The sequence below is a fragment of the Kitasatospora misakiensis genome, from assembly GCF_042656005.1.
In the GTDB taxonomy this organism is placed as follows: domain Bacteria; phylum Actinomycetota; class Actinomycetes; order Streptomycetales; family Streptomycetaceae; genus Kitasatospora; species Kitasatospora misakiensis.
The window spans coordinates 190,712-216,370 of record NZ_JBHSOF010000006.1 but is presented as its reverse complement, the minus strand read 5'-3'; the positions used below and the strand labels follow the sequence as shown (position 1 = coordinate 216,370).

Here is a 25,659-nt window from a genome sequence, read left to right as displayed (position 1 = left end):
ACTGACGAGAAGCCGTCGAGGTGCGTGCCCCGGCGTCGGCCCGCAGGCGGGGGTTTGAAGACGGACCCTAGGCTGTCTGTGACGGTTCTCACCAAAGACTGGCAGGCCCCGGGCGAAAGACGCCCGTCCAGCGGGGATAACCTGCCAGACGGACGTGACGCGCGTGTGAATTGACGTGTGCGCCCGTGGCTGTGTGGGCCGCAAGGCCGTACCTCTGTGTACCCGCACCGCCCCGACGACCCGCAGCGAAGATCCTGCCGTGGCACGCTCGTAGAGACACAATCCGCGACCACGAACAAGGACAAACACGTGGACCTGTTCGAGTACCAGGCGAGGGACCTCTTCGCCAAGCACGGGGTTCCCGTGCTTGACGGTGATGTCATCGAGACCGCCGCAGACGCTGCCGCCATCGCGGAGCGCTTCGGCGGCCGCGCCGTCGTCAAGGCTCAGGTGAAGGTGGGTGGCCGAGGCAAGGCCGGTGGCGTGAAGCTCGCCGCCGACCCGGCCGACGCCGTCGCCAAGGCCGAGCAGATCCTCGGCATGGACATCAAGGGCCACACCGTGCACAAGGTGATGCTGGCCCAGACCGCGGACATCAAGGACGAGTACTACGTCTCGTTCCTGCTGGACCGCACCAACCGCACCTTCCTGGCCATGGCCAGCGTCGAGGGCGGTGTGGAGATCGAGGTCGTCGCCGAGCAGAACCCCGACGCGCTCGCCAAGATCCCGGTCGACGCCAACGAGGGCTGCACCCCGGAGAAGGCCGCCGAGATCGTCGCCGCGGCGAAGTTCCCGGCCGAGGTCGCCGACCAGGTCGCCGAGGTCCTGCAGAAGCTGTGGACCGTCTTCATCAAGGAGGACGCCCTCCTCGTCGAGGTCAACCCGCTGATCAAGTCCGGTGAGGGCAAGATCATCGCGCTCGACGGCAAGGTCTCCCTGGACGAGAACGCCGAGTTCCGCCAGCCGGACCACGAGGCGCTCGAGGACAAGGCCGCCGCCAACCCGCTGGAGGCCGCGGCCAAGGCCAAGGGCCTCAACTACGTCAAGCTCGACGGCGAGGTCGGCATCATCGGCAACGGCGCGGGTCTCGTCATGAGCACCCTCGACGTGGTCGCGTACGCCGGTGAGAACCACGGCAACGTGAAGCCCGCCAACTTCCTCGACATCGGTGGCGGCGCCTCCGCCGAGGTCATGGCGAACGGCCTGGAGATCATCCTCGGCGACACCGACGTCAAGTCGGTCTTCGTCAACGTCTTCGGCGGCATCACCGCGTGCGACGCGGTCGCCAACGGCATCGTGCAGGCCCTCGCACTGCTCGAGGAGAAGGGCGAGGCGGTCACCAAGCCGCTGGTCGTCCGCCTCGACGGCAACAACGCCGAGCTCGGCCGCCAGATCCTGACCGACGCCAACCACCCGCTCGTCGAGCAGGTGGACACCATGGACGGTGCGGCCGACCGCGCCGCCGAGCTGGCCAACAAGTAAGGAAGGGGACTTTCACACCATGGCTATCTTCCTTACCAAGGACAGCAAGGTCATCGTTCAGGGCATGACCGGCTCCGAGGGCATGAAGCACACCCGCCGCATGCTCGCCTCCGGCACCCAGATCGTCGGCGGTGTCAACCCGCGCAAGGCCGGCACCACGGTCGACGTCGACGGCACCGAGGTGCCCGTCTTCGGCTCCGTCGCCGAGGCCATCGAGAAGACCGGTGCCGACGTCACCGTCATCTTCGTGCCGCCGAAGTTCACCAAGGACGCCGTCGTCGAGGCCATCGACGCCGAGATCGGCCTGGCCGTCGTCATCACCGAGGGCGTCCCGGTGCACGACACCGCCGCCTTCTGGGCCTACGCCGGTTCGAAGGACAACAAGACCCGGATCATCGGCCCGAACTGCCCCGGCCTGATCAGCCCCGGCCAGTCGAACGCCGGCATCATCCCGGCCGACATCACCAAGGCCGGCAAGATCGGCCTGGTCTCGAAGTCCGGCACCCTGACCTACCAGCTCATGTACGAGCTGCGCGACATCGGCTTCTCCTCAGCCGTGGGCATCGGCGGTGACCCGGTCATCGGCACCACCCACATCGACGCCCTCAAGGCGTTCCAGGAGGACCCGGAGACCGAGCTCATCGTCATGATCGGTGAGATCGGTGGCGACGCCGAGGAGCGTGCCGCGGCCTACATCGCCGAGCACGTCACCAAGCCGGTCGTCGGCTACGTCGCGGGCTTCACCGCGCCCGAGGGCAAGACCATGGGCCACGCCGGCGCCATCGTCTCCGGCTCCTCCGGCACCGCCCAGGCCAAGAAGGAGGCCCTTGAGGCCGCCGGTGTCAAGGTCGGCAAGACGCCGTCCGAGACCGCCCGCCTGGCCCGTGAGCTGTACAAGGGCTGACGCCCCCGCTCGCACCCAGCGCCCCCGCCCGGCCTCGCCGGCGCGGGGGCGCTGCCGTTCCCGGTGCTGTTCCCGGTGCCGCGCTCAGCCCTGCTCCCGGTGCAGGTCCGAGTGCTGTTCCAGCTGCTCCGCCGGGCAGGGGCGCAGCACCCACGGCGCGCAGCCGCGCGGTCCGGCGGCCACCGCGCCCGGCGGGGGCAGCGCCTCGCCGGCCCGCCCGCCCGTCGGCGGCCGGTACGGCCCGTCCGCCCGGGGCGGCGGCGGATCCACCACGACCGGCTCCAGCCCCGGCGTCGGCGAGCACCAGAGGCTCTGGATCCCGGACGGCGCCCCGTCCGGCAGCAGCGGCAGCAGCGCCTCCGGCTCGGTCGCGAGCGTCGGGACCGCCGCGCAGAGCGAGGGCGGCGGCGGATCCGGCTGCCGGAACAGCTCGCCCGGCCCGCCGCCCGCCAGCGTCGCCACCACCGCACCGCCCACGGCCGCCGTCAGCAGCGCCGCCGCCCCCGTCCGGCCCGCGTTCACCAGCCCGTGGCGGGCCCGCAGCAGCGGCACCGGCGGCCGGTGCGGCTCCGGCGCCCCGCGCACCGCCGCCCGGTGCAGCAGCGCGCACAGCCGGTCCGCGAACCCGTCCGCCGCCGGATCCGGCCCGACCAGGTCCGGCACCCACTGCGCCAGCGCCGCCCGGGCCGTCCACACCCGCCCCTCGGCGGCCGCCACCGTCGACTCCACCTCCACCGCCACCGCGGCAGCCGGCAGCCCCAGGCCGTCGTGCAGCACCAGCGCCCGGCGCTGCGGCCGGGAGAGCCGGCGTAGCGCCTTGAGCAGCGCCCGGTCCCGGTCGGTCAGGCGGTCGTGGTCCGGCAGCACCGCCTGGCCCTCGTCCGCCGGGCGCACCTTGATCCGCCGGTGCGGCAGCCGCCACACGTGGGCCCGCCGGGGCCCGCCCCGGTGCCACGGCGACAGGGCCAGCTCGAACGCCCGCGCCCGCACCCACTGCTCCGGCTCGGCCGCCGCGACCACCTCCGCCCACCGCCGCCGCGCCTCCCCGAACGCCCGGCCGACGCAGTGCACCGCCCGGTGCTTGCACGCGGTGAGCAGGAACACCTGCTGCACCAGCCGGGTGTGCCCCGCCTCGTACACCTCCTCGAACACAGCCTCCCGACGCGCCCCACCCCCGGCGTCCACCACCCACCCGACGGCCCCGACCGGCGCCCCCGCCTCGCCCGCCCCGCCCACCTGCCCCGGCCCGGCCGCTCCGCCCACTCCGCCCACTCGCGACGGCCCGGCAGCCCTGGCTGCCCCGGCCACCTGCGACGGCCCAGCCGCCCCAGCTGCCCCAGCCGCCCGGGGCGGCCCGGCCGATCCGCCCACTCGCGACGGCCCGGCAGCCTCGGCCGCCTGCGCCGGCCCGGCAGCCCTGGCTGCCCCGGCCACCTGCGACGGCCCAGCCGCCCCAGCCGCCCCAGCCGCCTCAGCTGCCCGGGACGGCACGGTCGGCGCCTTTGTCGGCCCGCTCCGCCGCGGCTGCCCGGCGGCCGTCGCGGCCGTGGGGACCGTGGGGGCCGTGGGGACCGACCCGTCCGTCCGGGGCTTTCCGGCCGGCGGACCGACGCTCCGCCCGGCCGCTGCGGCGGGTGGTCCGGCCGGGGCCGCCCCGCCCGCCCGACTCGTCGGCGCCCCCGCCGCCGCGTCGGAGCCGGGACCGGCCTTGCCGTGGTCGTGGTCGGCCTTCGGGTTCGGGGTTGCCGCCACGGCGTGCGTGGGTGCGACTGCTCCGGCTGCGGTGTCGGCCGCCGCTTGGCCGGTGCGGGTGCCGGGTGCCTGCTGGGGGTGGTCGGTCTTCGAACCCGGGGTGGCCGGGTGCCCGGGTCTACCGGAGGGTGCGTCATGGGCGCGCCGACGGCCGTCAGCCGTCCGGTCCGGAGCGGCCGTGGCCGAGGCCGGGCGGCGCGGGTCGGTCGCGTCGGCTGTGGTGTCTTCGGCTGCTGCGGCCGCCACCGGCGGACGGTCGGCGTGGGGGTCGTCCGACCGCTGCCGGTGGCCGGCGTTCGCCGTCGGGGCGGCCTTGGCCGCCGGAGCCGGAGCCGGAGCCAAAGCCGCGGGCAAAAGGGCGGCGAGGGCGGTGATCTCGGCCTGGGTGCGGGTGCCGAGTTTGCGCAGGGCCCGGTGCTGGTAGCTGCGGGCCGTGGCCGGGGTGACGCCGAGTGCGGTGGCGGTCTCGGCGAGGTCCCGGCCGGCCGCGAGGTGGGCGAAGGCCTCCGCCTCACGTGCCGTCAGGCGGCGCAGCAGCGCCGCCGCGTCCGCGGGCGGCGCTGTCCCACCGCCGTCCTGCGCGGTCCCGGTGGTGGCGCCGGTCCGGCCGCGGTCGCCCTTGCGCTTTCCGGGGCGCCCCTTCCCCCTGCGGCTCTGCGAAGCGGGCCCAGGCCCGGACGCGGGCCCGGGCGCGGGGGCGGGCGCGGGCGCGGGCTGGCTGCCGGGGCGGGCGGCGGTCGGGGGCTTGGTCATCAGACGCTCCTGGCCGGATCGGTCGCGGCGGCGAGAGGGCATGGTCTGAAAATGCGCATAAGCCAATAATCTGGGACACCCCGGCCGTTTGCCTCTTCACGGAGCATGGCGAGTCGCCTTGGCACGATGAGGCCCATGACGCAGCTGACGGGTCGTCCGATTCTGGAAGCGCCGGGCGAACTGGGCGGCAGGCCCGTCCTGTCCGCCCTGCTCACCGGGGCCCGGACCGCCCTGCTCGGGCTGGCGGTGGTCACCGTTCCGGTGCTCGGGCTCTGGGTGGTGACCCCGTTCGCGGACGACGGCGCGGCCGGGGCGTTGCGGCTGGCGTCGGCGTTGTGGCTGCTCGGGCACGGTGCGCCGGTGCTGCGCGGGGCGGCGGAGGCGCCGCTCTCGGTCACGCCGCTGCTGCTCGGACTGCTGGCGGTGGGCCAGTTGTACCGGGCGGCCGGTCGGGTGGCGGCGCGCGGCGCGGGACGGCCGGGGCGCGGCGGGGCGCCGGCGGTCTGGGCGGGGTACTGCGCGGTGGCGTGCGCGGTGGTGGCCCAGTGCGCGGGGGCGGGGGAGTTCCGGGCCCGGGTGCTGCCGGACCTCGTGGCGGTCGCGCTGGTGGCCGGGGCGGCGGTGGCGGCCGGTGCCCGGCGGACCGGGGCGGCCCCGGTCGGGGTGGACGCGCTGGAGCGGGCCCTGGACGGGTTGCCGGAGGCACTGCGGCCGACCGGTGGCGGGTCGGCGGTCCGGGTGGCCGTGCTGGCGGCCGGGGCGGGCCTGCTGGCGGCCGGCGGGCTGGTGGTGGCGGTGGCGGCGGTGCTGGCCGCGGTGGGCCGGGGCGGGGGGTCGGCGGTGTTCGCGGGCGGGCCGGCGGCGGTGGCGGGCGTGCTGCTGGTGAGCCTGGTGCTGCTGCCGAACACGGTGCTGTGGGGCGCGGCGTACGCGCTCGGGCCGGGGTTCGCGGTGGGCGCGGGGACGGTGGTGTCGCCGGTGCGGACGGTGCTGGGCCCGGTGCCGGAGTTCCCGCTGTTCGGGCTGCTCCCGGAGCCGGGTGCGGGCGGCTGGCGGCTGGTGGTGTGTGTCCTGCCCGCGCTGGCGGGCGTGGTGCCGGGGCTGCTGCTGGGCCGGGCGGCCGCGGCGGGCGGGGGGCGCGGCGTCGGGCCGGTCCGTCCGCCCGCTCCGTGGCCGAGGGCGGCGACGGTGGCGGCGGCGCTGGTGGCCGGACTGCTGGCGGGTGCCGCGGCGGCGGGGCTGGGGTGGTTCTCCGGCGGGGCGCTGGGGGCGGGCCGGTCGGCGGGGGTGGGGCCGGTGCCGTGGTGGACGGGCTTGGCGGCGGCGGGCTGGGTGGCGGTGGTGGCGGCTCCGGCCGCCCTGCTGGCGCGCTCGCGTGCGCTGCGCCCGGCCGGCGTCCGGGCCCGGTGGCTGCCTCGCGTCCCGCTGGTGCCCGGGGCGCTCGCCGCGACCGCCCGCCGGGGCGCACTCCTGCTGCGCGCCCGCGCTCACGCGGCGGTCACCCGCCTGGCGGGGACCCCCGGTGGCCCGGGCGACCCCGGCGCCGTCTGAACCCCGGCGCCGCCCGGACCTCAGGCGGACCTCAGGCGGCCCGGCGCGCGGCCTCGCTCACTCGCTCGTCTTGGTGATGTCCACGTACCACTGCGGCGCGAGCCGGTCGCAGCCGTCGGCGCCGCTGGAGGTGAGGGAGTCCTGCACACAGGTCACGTAGTCGTTGTAGTACAGCGCGAGGCCGAGCACCGAGGAGACGAAGACGACCGTCATCGCCCCGGTGAGGATGCCGGCCAGCGCGGCCGGAGTGAGCGGGTTCGGCGTGACAGGCCCGACAGGCCCGGCGGGCGCCGAGGTGCCGCCGCCGCCGCCGGCGGCGTCGCCGACGGCCGGCCGGGGGGCGCGCATCGCGGAGACGCCCCAGACGATGGCGAGCGCGCCGACGAACAGGGCGACGTAGTGCAGCGCCGCGAACGCGCAGACCAGCGCGCCCATGCCGGCCAGCGCGGCGTTGCGGGCCTTGCGCTGGGCGGGGTCGTTCGGGTCGATCCGGGGCGGCTGCGGTGCGGGCGGTCGGGGGTGCCAGCCGCCGCCCTGGTAGCCGGGGCTCCAGGGGTGGGGCGGCGGGACGAGCGGGCGGTCGTCCGGGTCGCCGTCCTGCCCCTCGGGCCGGTCGGGGTCGCCGGTGGGGTGGGGAGCGCGCGGTCGCCACGGCTGCTCGGGGGCATCCGCCGGCGGCGGCGCGAAGGGGTTGCGCTCGCCGGTGTCGTCACCGCTGCTCATGGTTCGGCCATTCCTTCTCGGTCGGTGGGGCGGGTGCCCGCGCCACCCTATGATCCCGCAGGCCCCTGTGGGGGTCCCGGGCGCGTCCGGATTCGCCCGGGCTCCGGCGGTCCGCCGGAGCCCGGGGCGGGGTTCGCGGGGCCCGGACCGGGGTCTGCGGGGCCCGCGAGATCCCGGTCTCAGCTACGCGCGTAGCCCCCGACGGCGTTTCGGAGGGCGTCCGACCAGCCGTTATGGTGGTGACGGTCAGCAGCTCCCACGGGTTCCCCGGGGCCCGCGTCGAGGCGGGATTTCCCGGAGTTCCTCCTCGCTCGACCTGCCGTTCGTAGTGGCCCCACCGCCGGTGGATGTACCAGCGGGCGGCGCCCGACCAACGGAGAATCGCGCAGTGGCCGCCGCCCCCGCTCAGCTCTTCCCGCCCCGCACGCCCGGACCGGCCCGTCTGGTGGTGCTGGTCTCGGGCTCCGGCACCAACCTCCAGGCGCTGATCGACGCCGCCGCCGACCCCGCCTACGGCGCGGAGATCGTCGCGGTGGGCGCGGACCGGGACGGCATCGCCGGGCTGGAGCGCGCCGAGCGGGCCGGCCTGCCGGTCTTCGTGCACCGGGTGAAGGACCACCCGGACCGGGCGGACTGGGACCGCGCGCTGACCGCCTCCGTCGCCGGGTACGAGCCGGACCTGGTCGTCACGGCCGGGTTCATGAAGATCCTCGGGCCCGAGTTCGTCGCGGCCTTCGCCGGACGGATCGTCAACACCCACCCGGCGCTGCTGCCCTCCTTCCCCGGCGCCCACGGCGTCACCGACGCGCTGGCGTACGGGGTGAGGGTCACCGGGTGCACCGTGCACCTCGTCGACGCCGGCGTCGACACCGGGCCGATCATCGCGCAGGGCGTCGTGGAGGTCCACGACGCCGATCACGCCGATGGCGGCGAGGCGCTGCACGAACGCATCAAGACTGTCGAGCGCAAGCTGCTCGTCGACGTCGTGGGCCGGCTGGCCCGCGAGGGTCACCGCATCGAGGACCGAAAGGTATGGATTCCGGCATGAGCGCCGCCCCCACCACGCCCGTTGTCTCCGAGGACGTCCGGCCGATCCGCCGCGCGCTGATCAGCGTGTACGACAAGACCGGTCTGGAGGAGCTGGCCCAGGGCCTGCACGCCGCCGGGGTCGCCATCGTCTCCACCGGCTCCACCGCGGGCCGGATCGCCGCCGCCGGCGTCCCGGTGACCGAGGTCTCCGAGCTGACCGGCTTCCCGGAGTGCCTGGACGGGCGCGTGAAGACCCTGCACCCGCGGGTGCACGCCGGTGTGCTCGCCGACCTGCGGCTGGAGTCGCACCGCGCGCAGCTGGCCGAGCTGGGCGTCGAGCCCTTCGACCTGGTCGTGGTGAACCTCTACCCGTTCAAGGCGACCGTCGCCTCCGGCGCCACCCCGGACGAGTGCGTCGAGCAGATCGACATCGGCGGTCCGAGCATGGTCCGCGCCGCCGCCAAGAACCACCCGTCGGTGGCCGTCGTGGTCGACCCGGCCCGCTACCAGGACGTCCTGGCGGCGGTCGGCGACGGCGGCTTCGACCTGCTGACCCGCAAGCGCCTGGCCGGCCAGGCCTTCGCGCACACCGCCGCCTACGACGTCGCGGTGGCCAACTGGTTCGAGGAGTCCGGCTACACGGAGACCGAGACTGCTGACATCAGTGGCTCTGCCACGGGCTTCCCGGCCTTCCTCGGCTCGGCCTTCGAGCGCCAGAACGTGCTGCGCTACGGCGAGAACCCGCACCAGGGCGCCGCGCTGTACACCGACGGCAGCGGCGGCCTGGCCGGTGCGCGGCAGCTGCACGGCAAGGAGATGTCGTACAACAACTACGTCGACACCGACGCCGCCCGCCGCGCCGCGTACGACCACGCCGAGCCGGCCGTCGCGATCATCAAGCACGCCAACCCGTGCGGCATCGGGACCGGCGCCGACGTCGCCGAGGCGCACCGCAAGGCGCACGAGTGCGACCCGGTCTCCGCGTACGGCGGCGTGATCGCTGTCAACCGCCCGGTCACCGTGGCGCTGGCCGAGCAGATCGCCCCGATCTTCACCGAGGTCGTGGTGGCTCCCGGGTACGAGGACGGCGCCGTCGAGGTGCTGGCCCGCAAGAAGAACCTGCGGGTGCTGCTCGCCCCGGAGGCCCCGGCCAACCGCCAGGAGGTGCGCCCGATCTCCGGCGGCGTGCTGCTCCAGGACGCCGACCGGGTGCACGCCGAGGGCGACGACCCGGCGACCTGGACGCTGGCCACCGGCGAGGCGCTGTCCGAGGCCGAGCTGGCCGAGCTGGCGTTCGCCTGGCGGGCCTGCCGGGCCGTCAAGTCCAACGCGATCCTGCTGGCCAAGGACGGTGCCTCGGTGGGCGTCGGCATGGGCCAGGTCAACCGGGTTGACTCCTGCAAGCTCGCGGTCGAGCGGGCCGGTGAGCGGGCCAAGGGCGCGTACGCGGCCTCCGACGCCTTCTTCCCGTTCGCGGACGGCCCGGCGATCCTGATCGCCGCCGGGGTGCGGGCGATCGTCCAGCCGGGCGGCTCGATCCGTGACGAAGAGGTGATCGCCGCCGCCGCCGAGGCCGGGGTGACCATGTACCTCACCGGCACCCGGCACTTCTTCCACTGACGCGCCGACCGGCCCGGACGGGTCGGCGGAACGGTGTGACGGCGGAACGACGTGACGATGTGACGACATGACAAACGGAGCGGGCCGGCTCCCTCCACCGAGGGGGCCGGGCCGCTCCGCCGTGCGTGCCGTGCGGCGTTACTTCTTGATCACCAGGGTGCCGGCGGCACGGTCGTGCCAGCCCTGCAGCTTCCCGGAGTTGTCGAAGAACGGCGACAGGTAGACCAGCAGCGCGCCGATGTAGCAGAGGAACACGCCGACGATCGGGATGATGAAGCGGATGAAGCCGCCGCCCAGGCCCGGGGCTTGGCCGTTGCTCTCCTTGACCACGCGCAGGCCCATGGCCATCTTGCCCAGGGTGGCGCCGGCGAAGGACACCAGCAGCCACTCGTAGAGCAGGTTGAACAGCGACAGCACGCCCATCATGACCATCATGGTGACGAGGAAGCCGGCGGCGGCCTCGTTGTTGTCGTTCACGCAGTTGAGGTACGCGGAGTTCGAGCCGTTGAACGAGTACAGGCTGCTGCAGTCCTTCTGGTCCTTGGCGATGCCGAGCGCGCTGGCCAGGCCGAGCGCCATGACCAGGGCGATGACCGCGCCGATCGCCAGGCCGTCGATCAGCCGGGCCAGGAAGCGCTGGCCCATGGTCGCGACCTTGACGGTGCCGAGCTGGGCGATGTTGATGTAGCCGTTGTTCGCCTGGATGGTGCCCGGCATCGGCGCGTACCCGTAGGCCGGCTGCTGCGGCACGCCGTAGGCCGGCTGCTGCGGGGGCTGCTGCGGGTAGCCGTAGCCGGCCGGCGGCGGAGCCTGCTGCGGGTAGCCGTAGCCGGGCTGCGGCGGCTGCTGGGGCTGGCCGTACGGGTTGTTGGGGTCGGGCGGGTAGCTCATCGATGCCTCCGGGCAGATGGGGACAAGTGGGGACGGGACAGCGGAGGCCCCGGAACGGACCGGCTGGACGGGTAGCCGGTCGGACGGGACGTTAGCGGAGCACGCTGACACCGGGGGCGTGTGCGACCCGGTGCGCGCCCCCGCTCAGGTCCGTGGGAAGGGTGCGAACGGGAGCCTGGACGGTTCGATGGCACGCGGCAACCCGCGTCGGCGGTCGGTCGTCGGCGCGGTGCGGTCTGGTCGGCTCACTTCGTTCTTCCCCCGGGTACGCCCCCGCCGGGTCTGTCCGTCGGCCCGTCACCGGGCCGGATGCGGCGGGGAATGCCCGCTTATCGTCGACCGGACGGCAGTACCGTGTCCAGCCGCGTTCGCGCGTCGGGCCGGACTGTGGCGCAACCGCAATACGACCCGAACGTTCCGTGTCCGCCCCGCCGCCGCCGGGACCGCCCCGCGGCTCCCCCCGCCAGGGCCCGTCCGCCGCCCGTCGGCCGACCCTCCGCCGCCCGTCCGCCCGCCCGTCCGAAGGCTCCGGCCGGGGCCGCTGTGCCGGACCTGTGCCGGTCCCGTGCCGGCCCGGGACCGGTGGCACGGACGGCGGTCCGGATCCGGGAGAATGGGGTCATGACTGCGCAGATTCTCGATGGCAAGGCGACCGCGGCCGCGATCAAGTCCGAACTCGCCGCCCGCGTGGCGGCCCTCAAGGCGAAGGGCGTCACGCCCGGCCTCGGCACCGTCCTGGTCGGCGACGACCCGGGCAGCCGCTGGTACGTCAACGGCAAGCACAAGGACTGCGCGGAGATCGGCATCGCCTCGATCCAGCGCGAGCTGCCCGCCACCGCCACCCAGGAGGACGTCGAGAACGTCGTCCGCGAGCTCAACGCCGACCCGACCTGCACCGGCTACATCGTCCAGCTGCCGCTGCCCAGGGGCCTCGACCAGAACCCGGTCCTGGAGCTGATGGACCCGGACAAGGACGCGGACGGCCTGCACCCGACCTCGCTCGGCCGCCTCGCCCTGGGCATCGAGGGCCCGCTGCCCTGCACCCCGCTCGGCATCGTCGAGCTGCTGCGCCGCCACGGCGTGGCGATCGACGGCGCCGAGGTGGTCGTGGTCGGCCGCGGTGTCACCGTCGGCCGCTCGATCGGCCTGCTGCTCACCCGCCGCAGCGAGAACGCCACCGTCACCCTCTGCCACACCGGCACCCGCGACCTGGCCTTCCACCTGCGCAAGGCCGACATCGTCGTGGCCGCCGCCGGTGTGCCGCACCTGATCAAGCCCGAGGACATCAAGCCCGGCGCGGCCGTGCTGGACGTCGGCGTCAGCCGCAGCGAGGGCAAGATCGTCGGCGACGTGCACCCCGGCGTGACCGAGGTGGCCGGCTGGATCTCCCCGAACCCCGGCGGCGTCGGCCCGATGACCCGCGCCATGCTGCTCAACAACATCGTGGTGGCGGCCGAGCGCCGCGTCGGCGCCTGACCGCCCCGCGCGGTCGCCCGAAAGCACTCGACCCACCCCACTCACCCGATCGACGATCCCCACAAGGACGGGAAGCCATGGCCGAACCTCGGCGGACCCGGCGCAGGCCGGTCAAGACCACCGGCACCCTGCCCCCCGAGGGCTCGGCGGCCGCGCTCGGGCGCGACCACGCGCTGCCGGTCCGACAGTGGCCGATAACGGTGGTCCTGCTGGTGGTCGGCGCCGGTCTCGCGGTCACCTGGTTCGCCGACTTCCAGGACGGTTTCAAGTACGGGCTGCTGATCATCGGCGGCGGGGTGCTGCTCGGCGCGCTGCTCCGGCTGGTGCTGCCGGAGGTCGGCATGCTGGCGGTGCGCAGCCGCTTCACCGATGTGATCGTGCTGACCTTCCTGGGCCTGTCGATCGTGCTGCTGACCCTGATGGCCCAGCCCAATCCGTGGCTGGAGTTCCCGCTGCTGGACAACATCGGCCAGCTGATCGGCCGCCCGCGCCGCTGAGCCCGTGCGGCCCGCGCGGCCCGCGTACGGCCCGTGTACGGCCCCCTTCCGGTCCGCCGGGCGGGGGCCGTCATCGTGTGTGACGGAGCAGTCACGACCGCGCCCGAGGCGTACGCTTCCCTTTGCGATACCCTGACGCCGGTTCTCTCGATGTCGAGAGACCGTCCTCGGCTCCGGCGCGCCGACGTGCCTGGGGCACTGGCGATTTGCTGGAGAAGGTAGAAATGACCCGCACCCCCGTCAACGTCACCATCACCGGAGCGGCCGGCCAGATCGGCTACGCGCTGCTCTTCCGCATCGCCTCGGGCCACCTGCTCGGTGCCGACGTGCCGGTGAACCTGCGCCTCCTGGAGATCCCGCAGGGCCTCAAGGCCGCCGAGGGCACCGCCATGGAGCTCGTCGACTGCGCGTTCCCGCTGCTGCGTGACATCACCATCACCGACAAGCCGGCCGAGGCCTTCGACGGCACCAACGTCGCGCTGCTGGTCGGCGCCCGTCCGCGCACCGCCGGCATGGAGCGCGGCGACCTGCTGCAGGCCAACGGCGGCATCTTCGGCCCGCAGGGCAAGGCCATCAACGACCACGCCGCGGACGACATCAAGGTCCTGGTGGTCGGCAACCCGGCCAACACCAACGCCCTGATCGCCCAGCGCAACGCCCCGGACGTCCCGGCCGAGCGCTTCACCGCGATGACCCGCCTGGACCACAACCGCGCCGTCGGCCAGCTCTCCCTGAAGACCGGCGCCCTGGTCTCGGACATCAAGCGCGTCACCATCTGGGGCAACCACTCCGCCACCCAGTACCCGGACATCTTCCAGGCCGAGATCGCCGGCAAGCCGGCCTTCGAGGCCGTCGGCAGCGACCAGGCCTGGCTGGAGAACGACTTCATCCCGACCGTCGCCAAGCGCGGCGCCGCCATCATCGAGGCCCGCGGCGCCTCCTCGGCCGCCTCGGCCGCCAACGCGGCCATCGACCACGTGTACACCTGGGTCAACGGCACCGCCGAGGGCGACTGGACCTCCATGGGTGTCGTCTCCGACGGCTCCTACGGTGTCCCGGCCGGCCTGATCTCCTCCTTCCCGGTCACCACCAAGGACGGCGCGTTCGAGATCGTCCAGGGCCTGGAGATCTCCGACTTCTCGCGCGCCCGCATCGACGCCTCGGTCAACGAGCTGACCGAGGAGCGCGACGCCGTCCAGGAGCTCGGCCTCATCTGACGGTGGTCCGCCGCTGACGGTGCGCCCCCGCGCCCCCCGCGCCCCCGGCGCCCCACGACGGCCCGCCCTCCCCGTTCCCCGGGGTGGGCGGGCCGTCGCCCTACACTCCCGCTGTGAACGAAACCATCGAGGACGCCGCGCTCGTCCTCGTCTTCATCGTCCTGGGCGGCCTGTTCAACGTCGCCGAGATCTCGCTGATCTCGCTGCGCGAGGGCCAGATCCGGACGCTGGAGGCGCGCGGCACCCGGCGGGCGGCCCGGGCCGCGCACCTCGCCGCCGACCCGAACCGCTTCCTGGCGGCCGTCCAGGTCGGCGTGACCTGCATGGGCTTCCTGTCCGCCGCGTTCGGCGCCGACACCCTGGCCGGCAAGGTGGCCCCGCTGTTCGTCCGGGCCGGGCTCTCCGCGGGCGTCGCCGACGCCACCGCCCTGGTCGGCCTCACCCTGGTGATCAGCTACGTCTCGCTGGTGCTCGGCGAGCTCACCCCCAAGCGGATCGGCCTCCAGCGGGCCGACTCCATCGCCGTGCTGTCCGCGCCGGTGGTCGACGTCATGTCGGTGGTGCTGCGCCCGGCGATCTGGCTGCTCGGCCGCTCCACCGATCTGATGGTCCGACTGCTCGGCGGCGACCCCGCCGCCGGCCGCGGCTCGATGAGCTCCGAGGAGCTCCGCGGCCTGGTCGCCGCCAACACCGAGCTCGGCAGCGACGAGCGGACCCTGATCGCCGACGTGTTCGCCGCGGGGGAGCGCCAGCTGCGCGAGGTGATGGTCCCGCGCACCGAGGTGACCTTCCTGGACGCCGAGCGCCCGCTCGCCGAGGTCCGCGCCCAGGCGGACTCCTCGCCGCACTCCCGCTACCCCGTGATCGAGGGCAGCTACGACGCGGTGACCGGCTTCGTGCACGTCCGCGACCTGTACGGCGCGCGCGGCGAGCGGGCCGCCAAGGTCCGCGACCTGGCCCGCCCGGTCAAGCTGCTGCCCGGCACCAAGCGGGTCCTGGAGGCGATGGGGGAGATGCGCCGCGAGGGCCACCACCTGGCGATCGTGGTCGACGAGTACGGCGGCACCGCGGGCATCGTCACCCTGGAGGACCTCGTGGAGGAGGTGATCGGCGAGATCCGCGACGAGTACGACACCCCGGAGTCCTCCCCCACCCGGCGGCTGGCCGGCGGCGGCGTCGAACTCGACGGCCTGCTCAACCTCGCCGACTTCGCCGAGGAGACCGGCGTCACCCTCCCCGAGGGCCCCTACGAGACGGTGGCCGGCTGCCTGGTCGCCGCCCTCGGCCGGCTGCCCGTCGACGGCGACCTGGTGCGGATCCCGGCCGGTCCCGGCGAGGAGGTGCTGCTGACGGTGGCCAAACTGGAGGGCCGGCGGATCGCCCGGGTCGGGGTGAGTGCGGTCACACTGACGGAACCGCCGGGGCAGGAGGTTTCCTGACCGGTCGGTGGAACTGGAACAATGGCCCGCATGGTCAACGCAGCGGTCACCGGTCCGGTCAAGGACCGTCCCCGGGTGCTCTCCGGCATCCAGCCCACCTCCGGCTCGTTCCACCTCGGCAACTACCTGGGCGCGGTGCGCCAGTGGGTCGACCTGCAGAAGGACAACGACGCCTTCTACATGGTCGTCGACCTGCACGCGATCACCGTGCCGCAGGATCCGGCGACGCTGCGCCAGAACACCCGGATCTCCGCCGCCCAGCTGCTGGGGGCCGGTCTCGACCCGGAGCACTGCACCCTGTTCGTCCAGTCGCACGTGCCCGAGCACGCGCAGCTCGCCTGGGTGATGAACTGCCTCACCGGCTTCGGCGAGGCCTCCCGGATGACCCAGTTCAAGGACAAGTCCTCCCGGTACGGCGCCGACAGCACCACGGTCGGCCTGTTCACCTACCCGATCCTGCAGATCGCGGACATCCTGCTCTACCAGGCGGACGCCGTCCCGGTCGGCGAGGACCAGCGCCAGCACGTGGAGATCACCCGCGACCTCGCGGAGCGCTTCAACTCCCGCTACAGCCCGACCTTCACGGTCCCGAAGCCGTACATCCTCAAGGAGACGGCGAAGATCCAGGACCTCCAGGACCCGTCGATCAAGATGAGCAAGTCCGCGTCCTCCCCCAAGGGCCTGGTCAGCCTGCTGGACGAGCCGAAGGCCAGCGCCAAGAAGTTCAAGAGCGCCGTCACCGACACCGGCACCGTGGTCAGCTACGACGAGGAGGGGAAGCCGGGCGTCTCCAACCTGCTGCGGATCCACTCGGCGCTCAGCGGCCAGTCGGTCGAGCAGCTGGTCGCGCACTTCGAGGGCAAGATGTACGGCGCCCTGAAGACCGAGCTGGCCGAGCTGTTCGGCGAGTGGGTGACGCCGTTCCAGGAGCGCACCAAGGGTTACCTGGACGACCCGGCCGAGCTGGACCGCGTCCTCGCCCTGGGCGCCGAGAAGGCCCGCGCGGTGGCGTCCGAGACGCTGGCCACGGTGTACGACCGGATCGGCTTCCTCCCGGCCGCCAAGCGGTGACTCCCCTGACGAGCCTGCCCGGTGGTCAGGAGCTCCCCGAGCTCCTGACCATCGGCGTGTCCGTCACTGTCCCGGACCCGTACGGCAGGGCGGTCCAGGACGCGCGGGCCGGGCACGGCGATCCGCTGGCCCGGTCGATACCCACGCACGTCACCCTGCTGCCGCCCACCGAGGTGCCGGCCGAGGCGCTGCCGAAGATCGAGGAGCACCTCGCGGCGGTGGCCGCCGCGCACCGGCCGTTCCCCATGGTGCTGCGCGGCAGCGGCACCTTCCGCCCGGTCTCCCCGGTGGTCTTCGTCCGGGTCGAGGAGGGCGAGCGGGAGTGCCGCCTGCTGGAGGCGGACGTCCGCTCCGGCCCGCTGGCCCGGGAGCTGGCCTTCCCGTACCACCCGCACGTGACGGTGGCGCACGGCCTCGCGGACGAGGTGCTGGACCAGGCCCACGAGCAGGCCCGGTCCTTCCACGCGGCGTTCCCGGTGCCCGGGTTCAGCCTCTCCCGCTTCGACGCCGACGAGGTCTGGCGCCCCTGGCGGGTCTACCCGTTCGCCTGACCGGCGGCCTCCGCGGTCACGGTCGGTCGAGGGGCCGGTCGAGGGGCCGGTCGGCGGCCCGGCCGCCGAGTTCCAGCATCCGGTCGACCACCCGGCGGGCCGCGGCGCCGTCGTCCAGCGCGCAGTGCACCTCCTGGAAGCGCCGGTAGCGCTCGGCACAGCCGGCGGGCAGCCCGCCGCCGGTGTCGGCGAGCTCGCGCAGCGCCGTGACCAGGCCGGCGGAGTCGTCGAGCAGCGGGCCGGGCGCCTGGGCCTCGAAGTCGAAGGCGAAGCCGCGCAGGCTGTCCCGGTAGTGCGCCAGGTCGTAGGTGAAGAACAGCACCGGCCGGCCGGTGATCGCGAAGTCGAACAGGATCGACGAGTAGTCCGTCACCAGGACGTCGGCGATCAGCAGTAGTTCCTGGACGTCCGGGTAGTCGCCGCAGTCGATCGCGAAGCCGTCCCCGGTGCCGGTCAGCGGCTCGCGGACGTGCGCGTGCGGGCGGAGCAGCAGGACGTGGTCCGGGCCGAGCGCCTGCCGGGCCCGGTCGAGGTCGAGCCGCAGGTCGAACCGGAAGCCGTCGCCGTCCGGGCACGGCCGGTCCTCCCGCCAGGTCGGCGCGTAGAGCACCACCCGCTTGCCCTCCGGGATGCCGAGCCGGCGGCGGACGGCGGCCGCCCGGCGCGGGTCGCGGCGGGCCAGCACGTCGTTGCGCGGGTAGCCGGACTCCAGGATCTCGCCCGGGAAGCGGAAGGCCCGGCGCAGGATCGGGGTGGCGAAGGGGCTGGGGGAGACCAGCAGGCTCCAGTGCGGGGTCTCCCGGTCGAGGGCCGCGAGGTAGCCGTGGTCGGCGAGCCAGGGGTTGTCGACGTCGTGGGCGATCCGCTTGAGCAGGGCGCCGTGCCAGGTCTGGACGATGACCTGGCCGGGGCGCCGGCGCAGGAAGTCCGGGAAGTGGGTGTTCCCGACGAGGTAGCGGCTGGTGGCCAGCGCCCGGTACCACTCGGGGCTCCAGACCCGGACGGCGCGGACCCCGGGCGGCAGCTCGGCCTGGGCGTCGTCGACCACCCACAGGTGCTCCACCGGCGTGCCCCGGCGGGCGAGTTCGGTGTGCACGGCGCGCGGTGAGTCGGCGTAGCCGCGGCCGCCGAACACGTCGTACAGCACGGCCTCGCGCAGCGGTTCGCGGCAGGCGGCGGGGTAGCCGGCGGTGCGCTGGCGGGCCTGGGTCCAGGCGCTGCGCTCGGCGGCGGTGAGGACGGGGGTGGAGTCCAGCAGCAGGGTGTCGTGCCAGCGGCGCTCCAGCAGGATCCGCTTGCCGCCGGCCAGGGTGGCGGCGGGCAGCGCGGCCAGGAGGGCGGGCGAGGCGGTCAGCGGGCGGGCCGGTCCGGGGCGGCCGACGGGCTGGAGGGCGGCCTCCCACAGGCCCTTGCGCAGCGGCAGCGCGGTGCCGTCGGAGCCGGTGCGGGTGGCGGGCAGCCGGATCGTGAACCGCCGGTCCGGGCCGGTCTCGACCGGGTGGCGGACCTCGCTGCCGGTGCCGCCGTGCCGCAGGACGAGTTCGAGCGGGCCGTCGACGGGGCAGTGGCCGGAGAGTTCGAAGCCGCCGGCGCGGGTGGTGAGCCGCTCGACCCAGCCGGCGGCGGGCCGGACGCAGAGTTGGAGCCGGCCGTCGGCGAGGTGCTTGAGGTGCAGGGCCCGGTCCTCGGCCCCGGGCAGCGGGTGCTGGCCGGAGACCGGCCCGCCGCGTTCGTCGAGGACGAGCGGTTCGGCGGTGCCGTCGGGCTGGACCAGCGCGGCTTCCCAGTGCTCCAGCTCGCCGGTGCCCCGCCCGTCGGCGGTGAACGGCGCGTACGGCAGCCGGGCGGTGCGGGTCCGTCCGCCGCCGGTGAGCGGGCGGGCCAGGACGGCGCCGCTCTCGCGGTGGCGCAGCCGGAGCACGGAGCGGGCCGGTACGGGCTCGGCGGTGGTGAGGTGCAGGTCGATCCCGTCGGGGGCGGGGACGGCCCGGGTGAGGCGGACCGCGGGGCGTTCGAGCCGGACGGCGAGCCGGCCGTCGGCGAAGTACGGCTGGAGCCGCACGTCGTGGTCGACCCAGCGGGCGGGCGGGTACTCGCCGGAGCCGCACCAGTGCGGGGCGAGGCCGCCGTACTGGCGGCGCAGCCGGGTGGGGCGGGCGAGGGTGAACAGGGTGGCCTCGACGGTCCAGTCGCCGAGCAGCCAGCCGTCGGTGGTGCGCAGCCGGCGCGGTTCGACGAGGGCGGTGAAGCCGGCCCAGTCGTGGTTGTGCTCGGGCCGGGCGCTGTCGTCGGTGATCTCGGGGAGCCGGCGGGGCCTGGTGGGGAGGTGGACGGGGGTCTCGTGGTCGCCGAGGCGCAGGGTGAGCCAGGTCCAGGCCGAGCCGGGGTGGGCGGTGGAGCGGTCCTCGGGGCGGGCGAAGCCGGTGAGCTCCAGGCCGCGGGAGGTCCAGCGGGCGCGCAGCAGTCCGAAGGCGGCGTTCTCCTCCTCGCCCGGCAGGGGGGCGCCGAAGCGGGGGTCGCCGAACCGGGGGGCGGCGTGCGGGAGGACGAACCGGGTGAGGACAGCCATTTCCACGGACCTTTCTCGGCGAGAATTTCCATCTCACCGGGAAAAGCATCCGAGGTCAATTTGAGAATTACCTTAAAATTAGCTGACGAGTTCGTTCGGGAAACGCCCGTTCGAAAGTCCGGAAATGCGGGAGGCGCCCGACGCGGCATTCGCGTCGGGCGCCTCGTCACCGGGCGGGGACCGCCGGTCAGGCCTCGCGGCTCAGCATCGCGTCCACGGCCCGGGCGGCGGCGTGGCCGTCGTCCAGGTCGCAGTACTTGGCGCGGAACTCCGCGTACTTCCCGGCGTACTCGGCGGCGACCTCGTCCACCCGGCCGAGCGCGGCGACCAGCTCCTCGGAGGTGCCCAGCAGCGGGCCGGGCGCGTCCGCCTCGAAGTCCAGCGAGAAGCCGCGCAGGTTGTCGCGGTAGTGCGCCAGGTCGTAGGTGAAGAACAGGATCGGCTTGCCGGTGGCGGCGAAGTCGAACGTCGACGCCGCGTAGTCGGTCACCAGCACGTCGGCGACCAGCAGCAGCTCCGCCATGTCCGGGTAGCTGCTGACGTCCCAGAGGTAGCCGTTGCCGGCGCCCTCGATCTGCTCGCGGACGTCGGCGTGCCGGCGGACCAGCAGCACCTGGTCGTCGCCGAGCGCGGCCTGCGCCGCCGCCAGGTCCAGCTGGAGGTTCAGCTGGTAGCCGCCGTAGTGGCGGCGCCGGTCCTCGCGCCAGGTCGGCGCGTACAGCACGACCTTCTTGCCCTCGGGCAGGCCGAGCCGCTCGCGCACCCGCTCGGCGGTCTTCTCCTTGTCGGCGGAGAAGAACAGGTCGTTGCGCGGCAGGCCGCTCTCCAGGATCTCGCCCTTGAAGTCGAACGCGCGGCGCAGCACCGGGGCCGCCCAGCTGCTGCCGGCCAGCAGCATGCTCCAGTTCGGGACCTCCTTGGCGAGGCCCTTCAGGTAGTGCGAGTCGGTGAACCAGACCTTCTCGAAGTCGTGGCCGAGCTGCTTCAGCGGCGAGCCGTGCCAGGTCTGCAGCACGATCTGGCCGGGCCGGCGGACGAAGAAGTCCGGCATGTGCGCGCTGGTGACGATGTACTTCGCGGTGGCCAGCGTCTCGAACCACTCCGGGCTCCAGAGCCGGACGGAGCCCGCCGACTGCGGCAGGTCGGCCTGCAGGTCGTCGGTGCCCCACAGGTGCTCCAGCGGCAGGCCGCGGCGCACCAGCTCCTCGTGGATCGCCCGCGGCGAGTCCGCGTAGAGACCACCGAGCGCGACGTTGTAGAGCACCGTGTCGCGCAGCGGCAGCCGACGGGCGGCCGGGTAGTCGACCTTCCGCAGCTGGCGCTGGCGCCAGCTGCTGCGCTCCTCCGGGAGCAGTATGTTCTCGGACTCCATCTGCAGGCCGTCGTGGTGGCGGCGCTCCAGCACGATCCGCTTGCCGCGGGCCTCCACCTCCAGCGGCAGCGAGCCCCAGCACTCGGGCGAGATCAGCGCGTACGAGGCCATGTCCGGGTGGTAGGTGGCGCCGACCGGGCGGAACGAGACGTTCCAGCCGCCCTTGGCCAGCGGCACGTTGCCCGCGAAGGAGGCGGTCGGCACGGCCGGCAGCGCGGCCCGGAACCGGCCGTCCGCGATCTCCACCGGGTAGATGTGCTGCTCCTCGCCCCAGTGGTGGCGCACGACCAGCTCCCAGCGGTGGGTGCCGGGCAGCGGGAAGGAGCCGCTGAGCAGGAAGCCGTCCGCGCCGCGCGCGGTCACCTCGTCCACGATCGGCTGCAGCAGCTGGTCCAGGAACTGCAGGTAGCCGCCCGGGGAGGGCTTGGAGTAGAGCGCGCGCCGCCGCACGGGCTCGGCGTCCGGGTTCAGCACCAGGTTGAGCTGCTCCGGCGCGTTCCGGTCGTCCCAGGCGAGCGGCACGGAGGTGCCGTCGGCCAGCTCCAGGGTGGTGTCCCAGCGGTCGCGGGCGCGCTCCTCGGCGATCGGGTCGAGCTCGGCCCAGGCCTCCCGGACCTCGGTCAGCTCGGCCGTCGGGAAGGAGACGTGGAACTGCTGCAGGCTGCCGACGGAGGAGCCGGGGGTCACCGGGAAGAACAGCTCGCGCTCGGACTCCACGTGGGTGAGCCGCAGCCGGCCGCCGGCCAGCCGGATGCCGGAGCGGGCGGCGCCGGCCACCTCGACCGTGCCGTCGTGCGCGGCGATCCCGGTCACCCGGACCTTGACGTTCTCGACCCGCAGGTAGACGCTGCCGTCCCGGACGAACGGGACGATCCGCACGTCCGGCTCGACCCAGTGCGAGGGCTGGTAGAGCGCGGTGTCCGCCCAGCCCGCCCAGACCCGGCCCTTGTAGACGCCGCCCTTGCCGGCGCCGGCGACCAGGACGCGCCAGTTGCCGTCCTTCCACTGGCCGCGGTGCTTGAACTTCTCCGGGTCGACGGCGACGGTGAAGCCGGCCCAGTCGCAGTTGTAGAGGTCGTGGTGGTTGGTGGCGGTGGCCTCGGGGCTGTACTGGGTCTTCATCGGCACGGCGATGACCCGGCGGCCCTTGGCCTCGCGCAGCACCAGCGTGCGGACCATGTCGTGCTTGTTGGCCGCGCCCAGCTGCTCCGGGTACGCGTGGCCGGTCAGCCGCAGCCGGCCGCCCTCCCAGTGCGCGTCGTAGAGCCGGCTGCGGATCACGGTGGAGTTGCGCAGGCTGAGCAGGCCGGCCGGCACGCTCTTGCGGCCGCCGCGCAGGAACGGGTAGTCGGCGTACGGGCGCAGCAGGCCCTTGGCGACGACTCCGCCGTTGCTCTCGCCCTCGTACTTGATCTGCTCGACGAACTCGTCGATGCGGCCCTGCAGGGTCAGGTGGTACTTCAGGCGCAGCGGCGCGCGCAGCTTCTTGACCGGCTCGGGGCCGATCGCCCGCAGCAGCCGGCTGACGGAGGTGATGTACGCGTCCCGGTACTCCCTGTCGCCGTCCACGACGGACCAGAAGAACATCGGGAGCTCTTCGACGAGGGTGTTCTCGTCGTAGGTCTTCAGGTACTCGGCGAAGCGCGGCTCGGTCTGCTTCTTCAGCCAGCCGCGGACCAGCTCGACCGAGGTGACGCGGTCGACCAGCCCCTTCGGGTTGGTCTTCATCTGGGTGATCGACATCTCGCCGACCTCGCGCTCGCGCCAGTGGTAGATCGGCTCGGAGAGCACGTCCACGCTCTTGGCGAGGTAGTGGTGCGGCACGCTGACCGGGGCGTCCTCGTACAGGATGCCCTCGGGGTAGAGGATGCCGGCCGCGTCGAAGAAGGAGCGGCGGTACACCTTGTTCCACGCCGTGCGGTCGGTCACCAGCGAGGGGATCTCGGTGATGTGCGTCTTGAGCACGGTCTTGGCGAACGGGCGGCTGTGGCCACCGGACTGGTAGTAGCCGATCGCGCGGAAGCGCAGCACGTTGCCGGTGGCGAAGTCGGAACCGGTCTCGTCCAGCGTGTTGATCATCAGCTCGTACGCGCTGGGCGGCATCGAGTCGTCGCTGTCGACGAAGCAGAGGAACTCGGCGTCCGGGTCGATGTGCCGGATGCCCGTGTTGCGGGCCGCGCCCAGGCCCTTGTTGACCTGGCGGACCAGCCGGAAACGGGAGTCCTTGGCGGCGTACGCCTCGGCGAGTGCGGCGCTGTTGTCCTTCGAACCGTCGTCGACCATGACGCACTCGAAGTCCGTGAACGTCTGGGCGGCGATCGAGTCGAGGCATTCCACGAGGTAACGCTCGACGTTGTAGATCGGGACGACGATGGAGAGGCGGGGAGCCATCGGCTACGCAGGCCTTTCTCGGGAAGGAGCGAGGCAGCCCGTTCGGGGTCTGACCGCACTTTGAATCGGTGCGTACGTGCGCGACGATCCTACCGCCCGGTCCACGGGCCCGACGGGGGCCGTTCCCGGGCCCCGGCCCGGCGCGCACTACCCTGGGGCCATGCCCCGCTTCAGTGTGATCGTCCCGGTCTACCGGGTCGAGGAGTACCTCCCCGAGTGCCTCGCCTCGGTGCTCGGCCAGGACGGCCCGGACTTCGAGCTGATCGCGGTGGACGACCGCTCCCCGGACGGCTGCGGCGACCTGCTCGACGCGGCCGCCGCCCGCGACGCCCGGGTGCGGGTGCTGCACCTGCCGGAGAACGTCGGCCTCGGCCGGGCCCGCAACGCCGGCCTCGCGGTCGCCACCGGCGACTACGTGCTCTTCCTGGACAGCGACGACACCCTGACCCCCGGTCTGCTCAAGGCCGTCGACGACCGGCTGCTGGTCGGCGGCGACCCGGACGTCCTGGTCTACGACTACGCCCGCACCTACGCCGACGGCCGGACCGTCCGGGCCGCCTCCGCCAAGGTCTTCGGCGCCCCCTCCCGGGAGGTCTTCGACCTCGCCGACCGCCCCGACCTGCTCGAACTCCTCCAGGTCGTGTGGAACAAGGCCTACCGCCGCGACTTCGTCACCGCCCAGGGCCTGACCTTCCCGGCCGGGTACTACGAGGACACCCCCTGGACCTACCCGGCCCTGCTCGCCGCCCGGAGCATCACCCTGCTCGACCGGGTCGGCGTCCACTACCGGCAGCGCCAGGAGGGCGGCAACATCCTGGCCACCGCCAGCCGCAAGCACTTCGACGTCTTCGGCCAGTACGACCTGGTCTTCGCGTTCCTGGACGACCGCCCCGAGCTCGACCGCTGGCGCCCGGTGGTCTACGGCCGGATGCTGCACCACCTCAACACCGTGGTCTCCCGGCCCGGCCGGGTCCGGCCCGGCGACCGCCGGGAGTTCTTCCGCCGGGCCGCCGCGCACTGCGCCCGGCTCCGCCCGGCCGGCTACCGGGCGTCCGGCGGGGTGACCGGACTGCGCACCGAACTGCTCGGCCACGGCCGGTACACCGCCTACCAGGCGGTCCGCGCGCTGGCCCGGGCCCGCCGGATGGTCCGCGGCTGACGGCTGACGGCTGACGGCTGACGGCTGGCGGCTGACGGCCGGCGCGGCGGTCGGCGCGGGCGGGCGAGGGCGGCGCGGGTGGCGCGTCCCCCGCCGAGCCTGACGGCCGTTCGGGGGACGGGCCGGTATAACCGGACGGTGGACTTCCTGACCCGCCTCCCGGTGATCGGCCCGCTCGTGGCGCGGGTGCTGCGCAGCCGCCCGTACCGCGTCTACGAGCACTTCACGGCGCTGCGCGGCAACCGGCTGGCCGGCGCGGTCACCTTCTTCGGCTTCCTCGCGCTCTTCCCGCTGCTGACGGTCGCGCTGGCGATCGCCGTCGCGACCCTCAGCGACAGCCGGGTCGACGACATCCAGAAGCGCATCTCCGACCAGCTGCCGGGCATCTCCGACGCGCTCAACCTGCCCTCGCTGGTGGCCAACGCCGGTGCGGTCGGACTCGTCAGCGGCGTCCTGCTGGTGCTCTCCGGCCTCGGCTGGGTGGACACCATGCGGACCTCGATCCGGGACCTCTGGCAACTGCCCGACGAGGAGGGCAACCCGCTGCTGCGCAAGGCCTGGGACTTCGTGGTGCTCGGCGGCCTCGGCCTGGTCTCGCTGGTCTCGCTCGGCGCCTCGGCCGCCGGGACCACGCTGGCCGGCCGGATCGCCGAGGAGCTGGGCCTGGGCGGGGGCGGCTACCTGCTCACCGCGGCCGGCCTGCTGATCGCGGTCGGCTCCGACATGCTGCTCTTCGCCTACCTGCTGGCGCCGTTCCCGCGGATCGGCCACCAGCGCCGAGGGGACGTCCTGCGGGCCGCGCTGATCGGCGCGGTCGGCTTCGAACTGCTGAAGATCCTGCTGTCCTCGTACCTCGGCTCGGTCGCCGGGAAGAGCCTGTACGGCGCCTTCGGCGTGCCGGTGGCGCTGCTGCTCTGGATCAACTTCGTCTGCCGGCTGCTGATGTACTGCGTGGCCTGGACCGCCACCGCCGACCCGGCGGCCGCCCGGGAGCGGGCCCGCGAGCGCGCCGCCGCGCTGGTCGCGGCCGCCGACGAGGCGGAGGCGGCCGAACGCGAGGGCGCCGAGGACGGCGAGGGCGCCGAGGGCGGCAAGGGCGCTCCGGACGCCAAGGAAACCAAGGAAACCGAGGCCACCGAGGACACGTCACGGGCCCGGCCCCGGGACGAGGAGTCCTGAGGCCGGGCCCCACCGAGGGCGGCCGCCGCCGGG

The 25,659-nt window shown here is 73.9% G+C and carries 18 protein-coding genes and 1 pseudogene; 13 read left to right on the top strand and 6 right to left on the bottom strand.

From position 1 onward, the window contains the following. Positions 1-309: 309 nt before the first annotated feature. Positions 310-1,482 carry an ADP-forming succinate--CoA ligase subunit beta gene (gene sucC, locus ACFP3U_RS07950; RefSeq protein ID WP_380224536.1) on the top strand — a complete coding sequence of 391 codons (1,173 nt, stop codon included), beginning with the start codon at positions 310-312 and terminating at the stop codon, positions 1,480-1,482. 19 nt (positions 1,483-1,501) lie between these two features. Continuing rightward, entirely contained in the window at positions 1,502-2,386 is an 885-nt protein-coding gene (gene sucD, locus ACFP3U_RS07945; RefSeq protein WP_380224535.1) for a succinate--CoA ligase subunit alpha, read from the top strand. A gap of 84 nt (positions 2,387-2,470) precedes the next feature. On the opposite strand, the gene ACFP3U_RS07940 is transcribed toward sucD, so the two are convergent. Then, positions 2,471-3,538 (bottom strand): SigE family RNA polymerase sigma factor, encoded by a 1,068-nt coding sequence (locus tag ACFP3U_RS07940; protein ID WP_380224553.1) that lies wholly within the window; start codon positions 3,536-3,538, stop codon positions 2,471-2,473. Between the two features lie 975 nt (positions 3,539-4,513). Beyond that, a pseudogene (locus tag ACFP3U_RS07935) lies at positions 4,514-4,891 on the bottom strand (sigma factor-like helix-turn-helix DNA-binding protein); the annotation flags it as partial. A gap of 135 nt (positions 4,892-5,026) precedes the next feature. On the opposite strand from ACFP3U_RS07935, the gene ACFP3U_RS07930 reads away from it, so the two are divergent. Then, positions 5,027-6,442: a cell division protein PerM gene (locus ACFP3U_RS07930; protein ID WP_380224534.1), complete on the top strand. Its 1,416-nt coding sequence runs from the start codon at positions 5,027-5,029 to the stop codon at positions 6,440-6,442. Between the two features lie 57 nt (positions 6,443-6,499). On the opposite strand, the gene ACFP3U_RS07925 is transcribed toward ACFP3U_RS07930, so the two are convergent. Further along, positions 6,500-7,165 carry a hypothetical protein gene (locus ACFP3U_RS07925; protein WP_380224533.1) on the bottom strand — a complete coding sequence of 222 codons (666 nt, stop codon included), beginning with the start codon at positions 7,163-7,165 and terminating at the stop codon, positions 6,500-6,502. A 388-nt stretch (positions 7,166-7,553) separates the two neighbouring features. On the opposite strand from ACFP3U_RS07925, the gene purN reads away from it, so the two are divergent. After that, positions 7,554-8,213, top strand: coding sequence for a phosphoribosylglycinamide formyltransferase (gene purN / locus ACFP3U_RS07920; protein WP_380224531.1), 660 nt, complete (start codon positions 7,554-7,556; stop codon positions 8,211-8,213). Beyond that, on the top strand, positions 8,210-9,814 hold the full coding sequence (gene purH / locus ACFP3U_RS07915; RefSeq protein WP_380224530.1) for a bifunctional phosphoribosylaminoimidazolecarboxamide formyltransferase/IMP cyclohydrolase: 1,605 nt from the start codon (positions 8,210-8,212) through the stop codon (positions 9,812-9,814). The genes purN and purH overlap by 4 nt, the downstream gene beginning before the upstream one ends. 138 nt (positions 9,815-9,952) lie before the next feature. Here purH and ACFP3U_RS07910 read toward each other — a convergent pair whose 3' ends face one another. Further along, complete coding sequence (locus ACFP3U_RS07910; protein WP_380224528.1) at positions 9,953-10,705, bottom strand: RDD family protein; 753 nt, start codon at positions 10,703-10,705, stop codon at positions 9,953-9,955. 621 nt (positions 10,706-11,326) lie between these two features. On the opposite strand from ACFP3U_RS07910, the gene ACFP3U_RS07905 reads away from it, so the two are divergent. The 6 genes from ACFP3U_RS07905 (at position 11,327) to ACFP3U_RS07880 (ending at position 16,956) form a co-directional block, all read left to right on the top strand. Then, positions 11,327-12,181 (top strand): bifunctional methylenetetrahydrofolate dehydrogenase/methenyltetrahydrofolate cyclohydrolase, encoded by an 855-nt coding sequence (locus ACFP3U_RS07905; protein WP_380224527.1) that lies wholly within the window; start codon positions 11,327-11,329, stop codon positions 12,179-12,181. Positions 12,182-12,258: 77 nt separating this feature from the next. Beyond that, on the top strand, positions 12,259-12,678 hold the full coding sequence (locus ACFP3U_RS07900; protein ID WP_380224526.1) for a DUF3017 domain-containing protein: 420 nt from the start codon (positions 12,259-12,261) through the stop codon (positions 12,676-12,678). A gap of 224 nt (positions 12,679-12,902) precedes the next feature. Continuing rightward, positions 12,903-13,895: a malate dehydrogenase gene (locus ACFP3U_RS07895; RefSeq protein WP_380224525.1), complete on the top strand. Its 993-nt coding sequence runs from the start codon at positions 12,903-12,905 to the stop codon at positions 13,893-13,895. A 113-nt stretch (positions 13,896-14,008) separates the two neighbouring features. Continuing rightward, on the top strand, positions 14,009-15,334 hold the full coding sequence (locus ACFP3U_RS07890) for a hemolysin family protein (RefSeq protein WP_380224524.1): 1,326 nt from the start codon (positions 14,009-14,011) through the stop codon (positions 15,332-15,334). Positions 15,335-15,364: 30 nt separating this feature from the next. Then, the gene (gene trpS, locus ACFP3U_RS07885; RefSeq protein ID WP_380224523.1) at positions 15,365-16,405 is read left to right on the top strand and encodes a tryptophan--tRNA ligase; all 1,041 of its coding nucleotides are present in this window, start codon (positions 15,365-15,367) and stop codon (positions 16,403-16,405) included. Positions 16,406-16,461: 56 nt separating this feature from the next. Further along, positions 16,462-16,956, top strand: coding sequence for a 2'-5' RNA ligase family protein (locus ACFP3U_RS07880; protein ID WP_380224521.1), 495 nt, complete (start codon positions 16,462-16,464; stop codon positions 16,954-16,956). 16 nt (positions 16,957-16,972) lie between these two features. On the opposite strand, the gene ACFP3U_RS07875 is transcribed toward ACFP3U_RS07880, so the two are convergent. Together ACFP3U_RS07875 and ACFP3U_RS07870 are read right to left on the bottom strand one after the other, a co-directional pair. After that, positions 16,973-19,525, bottom strand: a complete 2,553-nt coding sequence (locus ACFP3U_RS07875) for a CDP-glycerol glycerophosphotransferase family protein (RefSeq protein ID WP_380224520.1) — start codon at positions 19,523-19,525, stop codon at positions 16,973-16,975. A gap of 187 nt (positions 19,526-19,712) precedes the next feature. After that, positions 19,713-23,288 carry a bifunctional glycosyltransferase/CDP-glycerol:glycerophosphate glycerophosphotransferase gene (locus ACFP3U_RS07870; RefSeq protein ID WP_380224518.1) on the bottom strand — a complete coding sequence of 1,192 codons (3,576 nt, stop codon included), beginning with the start codon at positions 23,286-23,288 and terminating at the stop codon, positions 19,713-19,715. Between the two features lie 160 nt (positions 23,289-23,448). On the opposite strand from ACFP3U_RS07870, the gene ACFP3U_RS07865 reads away from it, so the two are divergent. Together ACFP3U_RS07865 and ACFP3U_RS07860 are read left to right on the top strand one after the other, a co-directional pair. Continuing rightward, a complete protein-coding gene (locus tag ACFP3U_RS07865; protein ID WP_380224516.1) occupies positions 23,449-24,447 on the top strand; it encodes a glycosyltransferase family 2 protein in 999 nt (332 codons plus the stop codon). Between the two features lie 138 nt (positions 24,448-24,585). Beyond that, positions 24,586-25,626 carry a YihY/virulence factor BrkB family protein gene (locus ACFP3U_RS07860; protein WP_380224515.1) on the top strand — a complete coding sequence of 347 codons (1,041 nt, stop codon included), beginning with the start codon at positions 24,586-24,588 and terminating at the stop codon, positions 25,624-25,626. Positions 25,627-25,659: the final 33 nt, after the last annotated feature.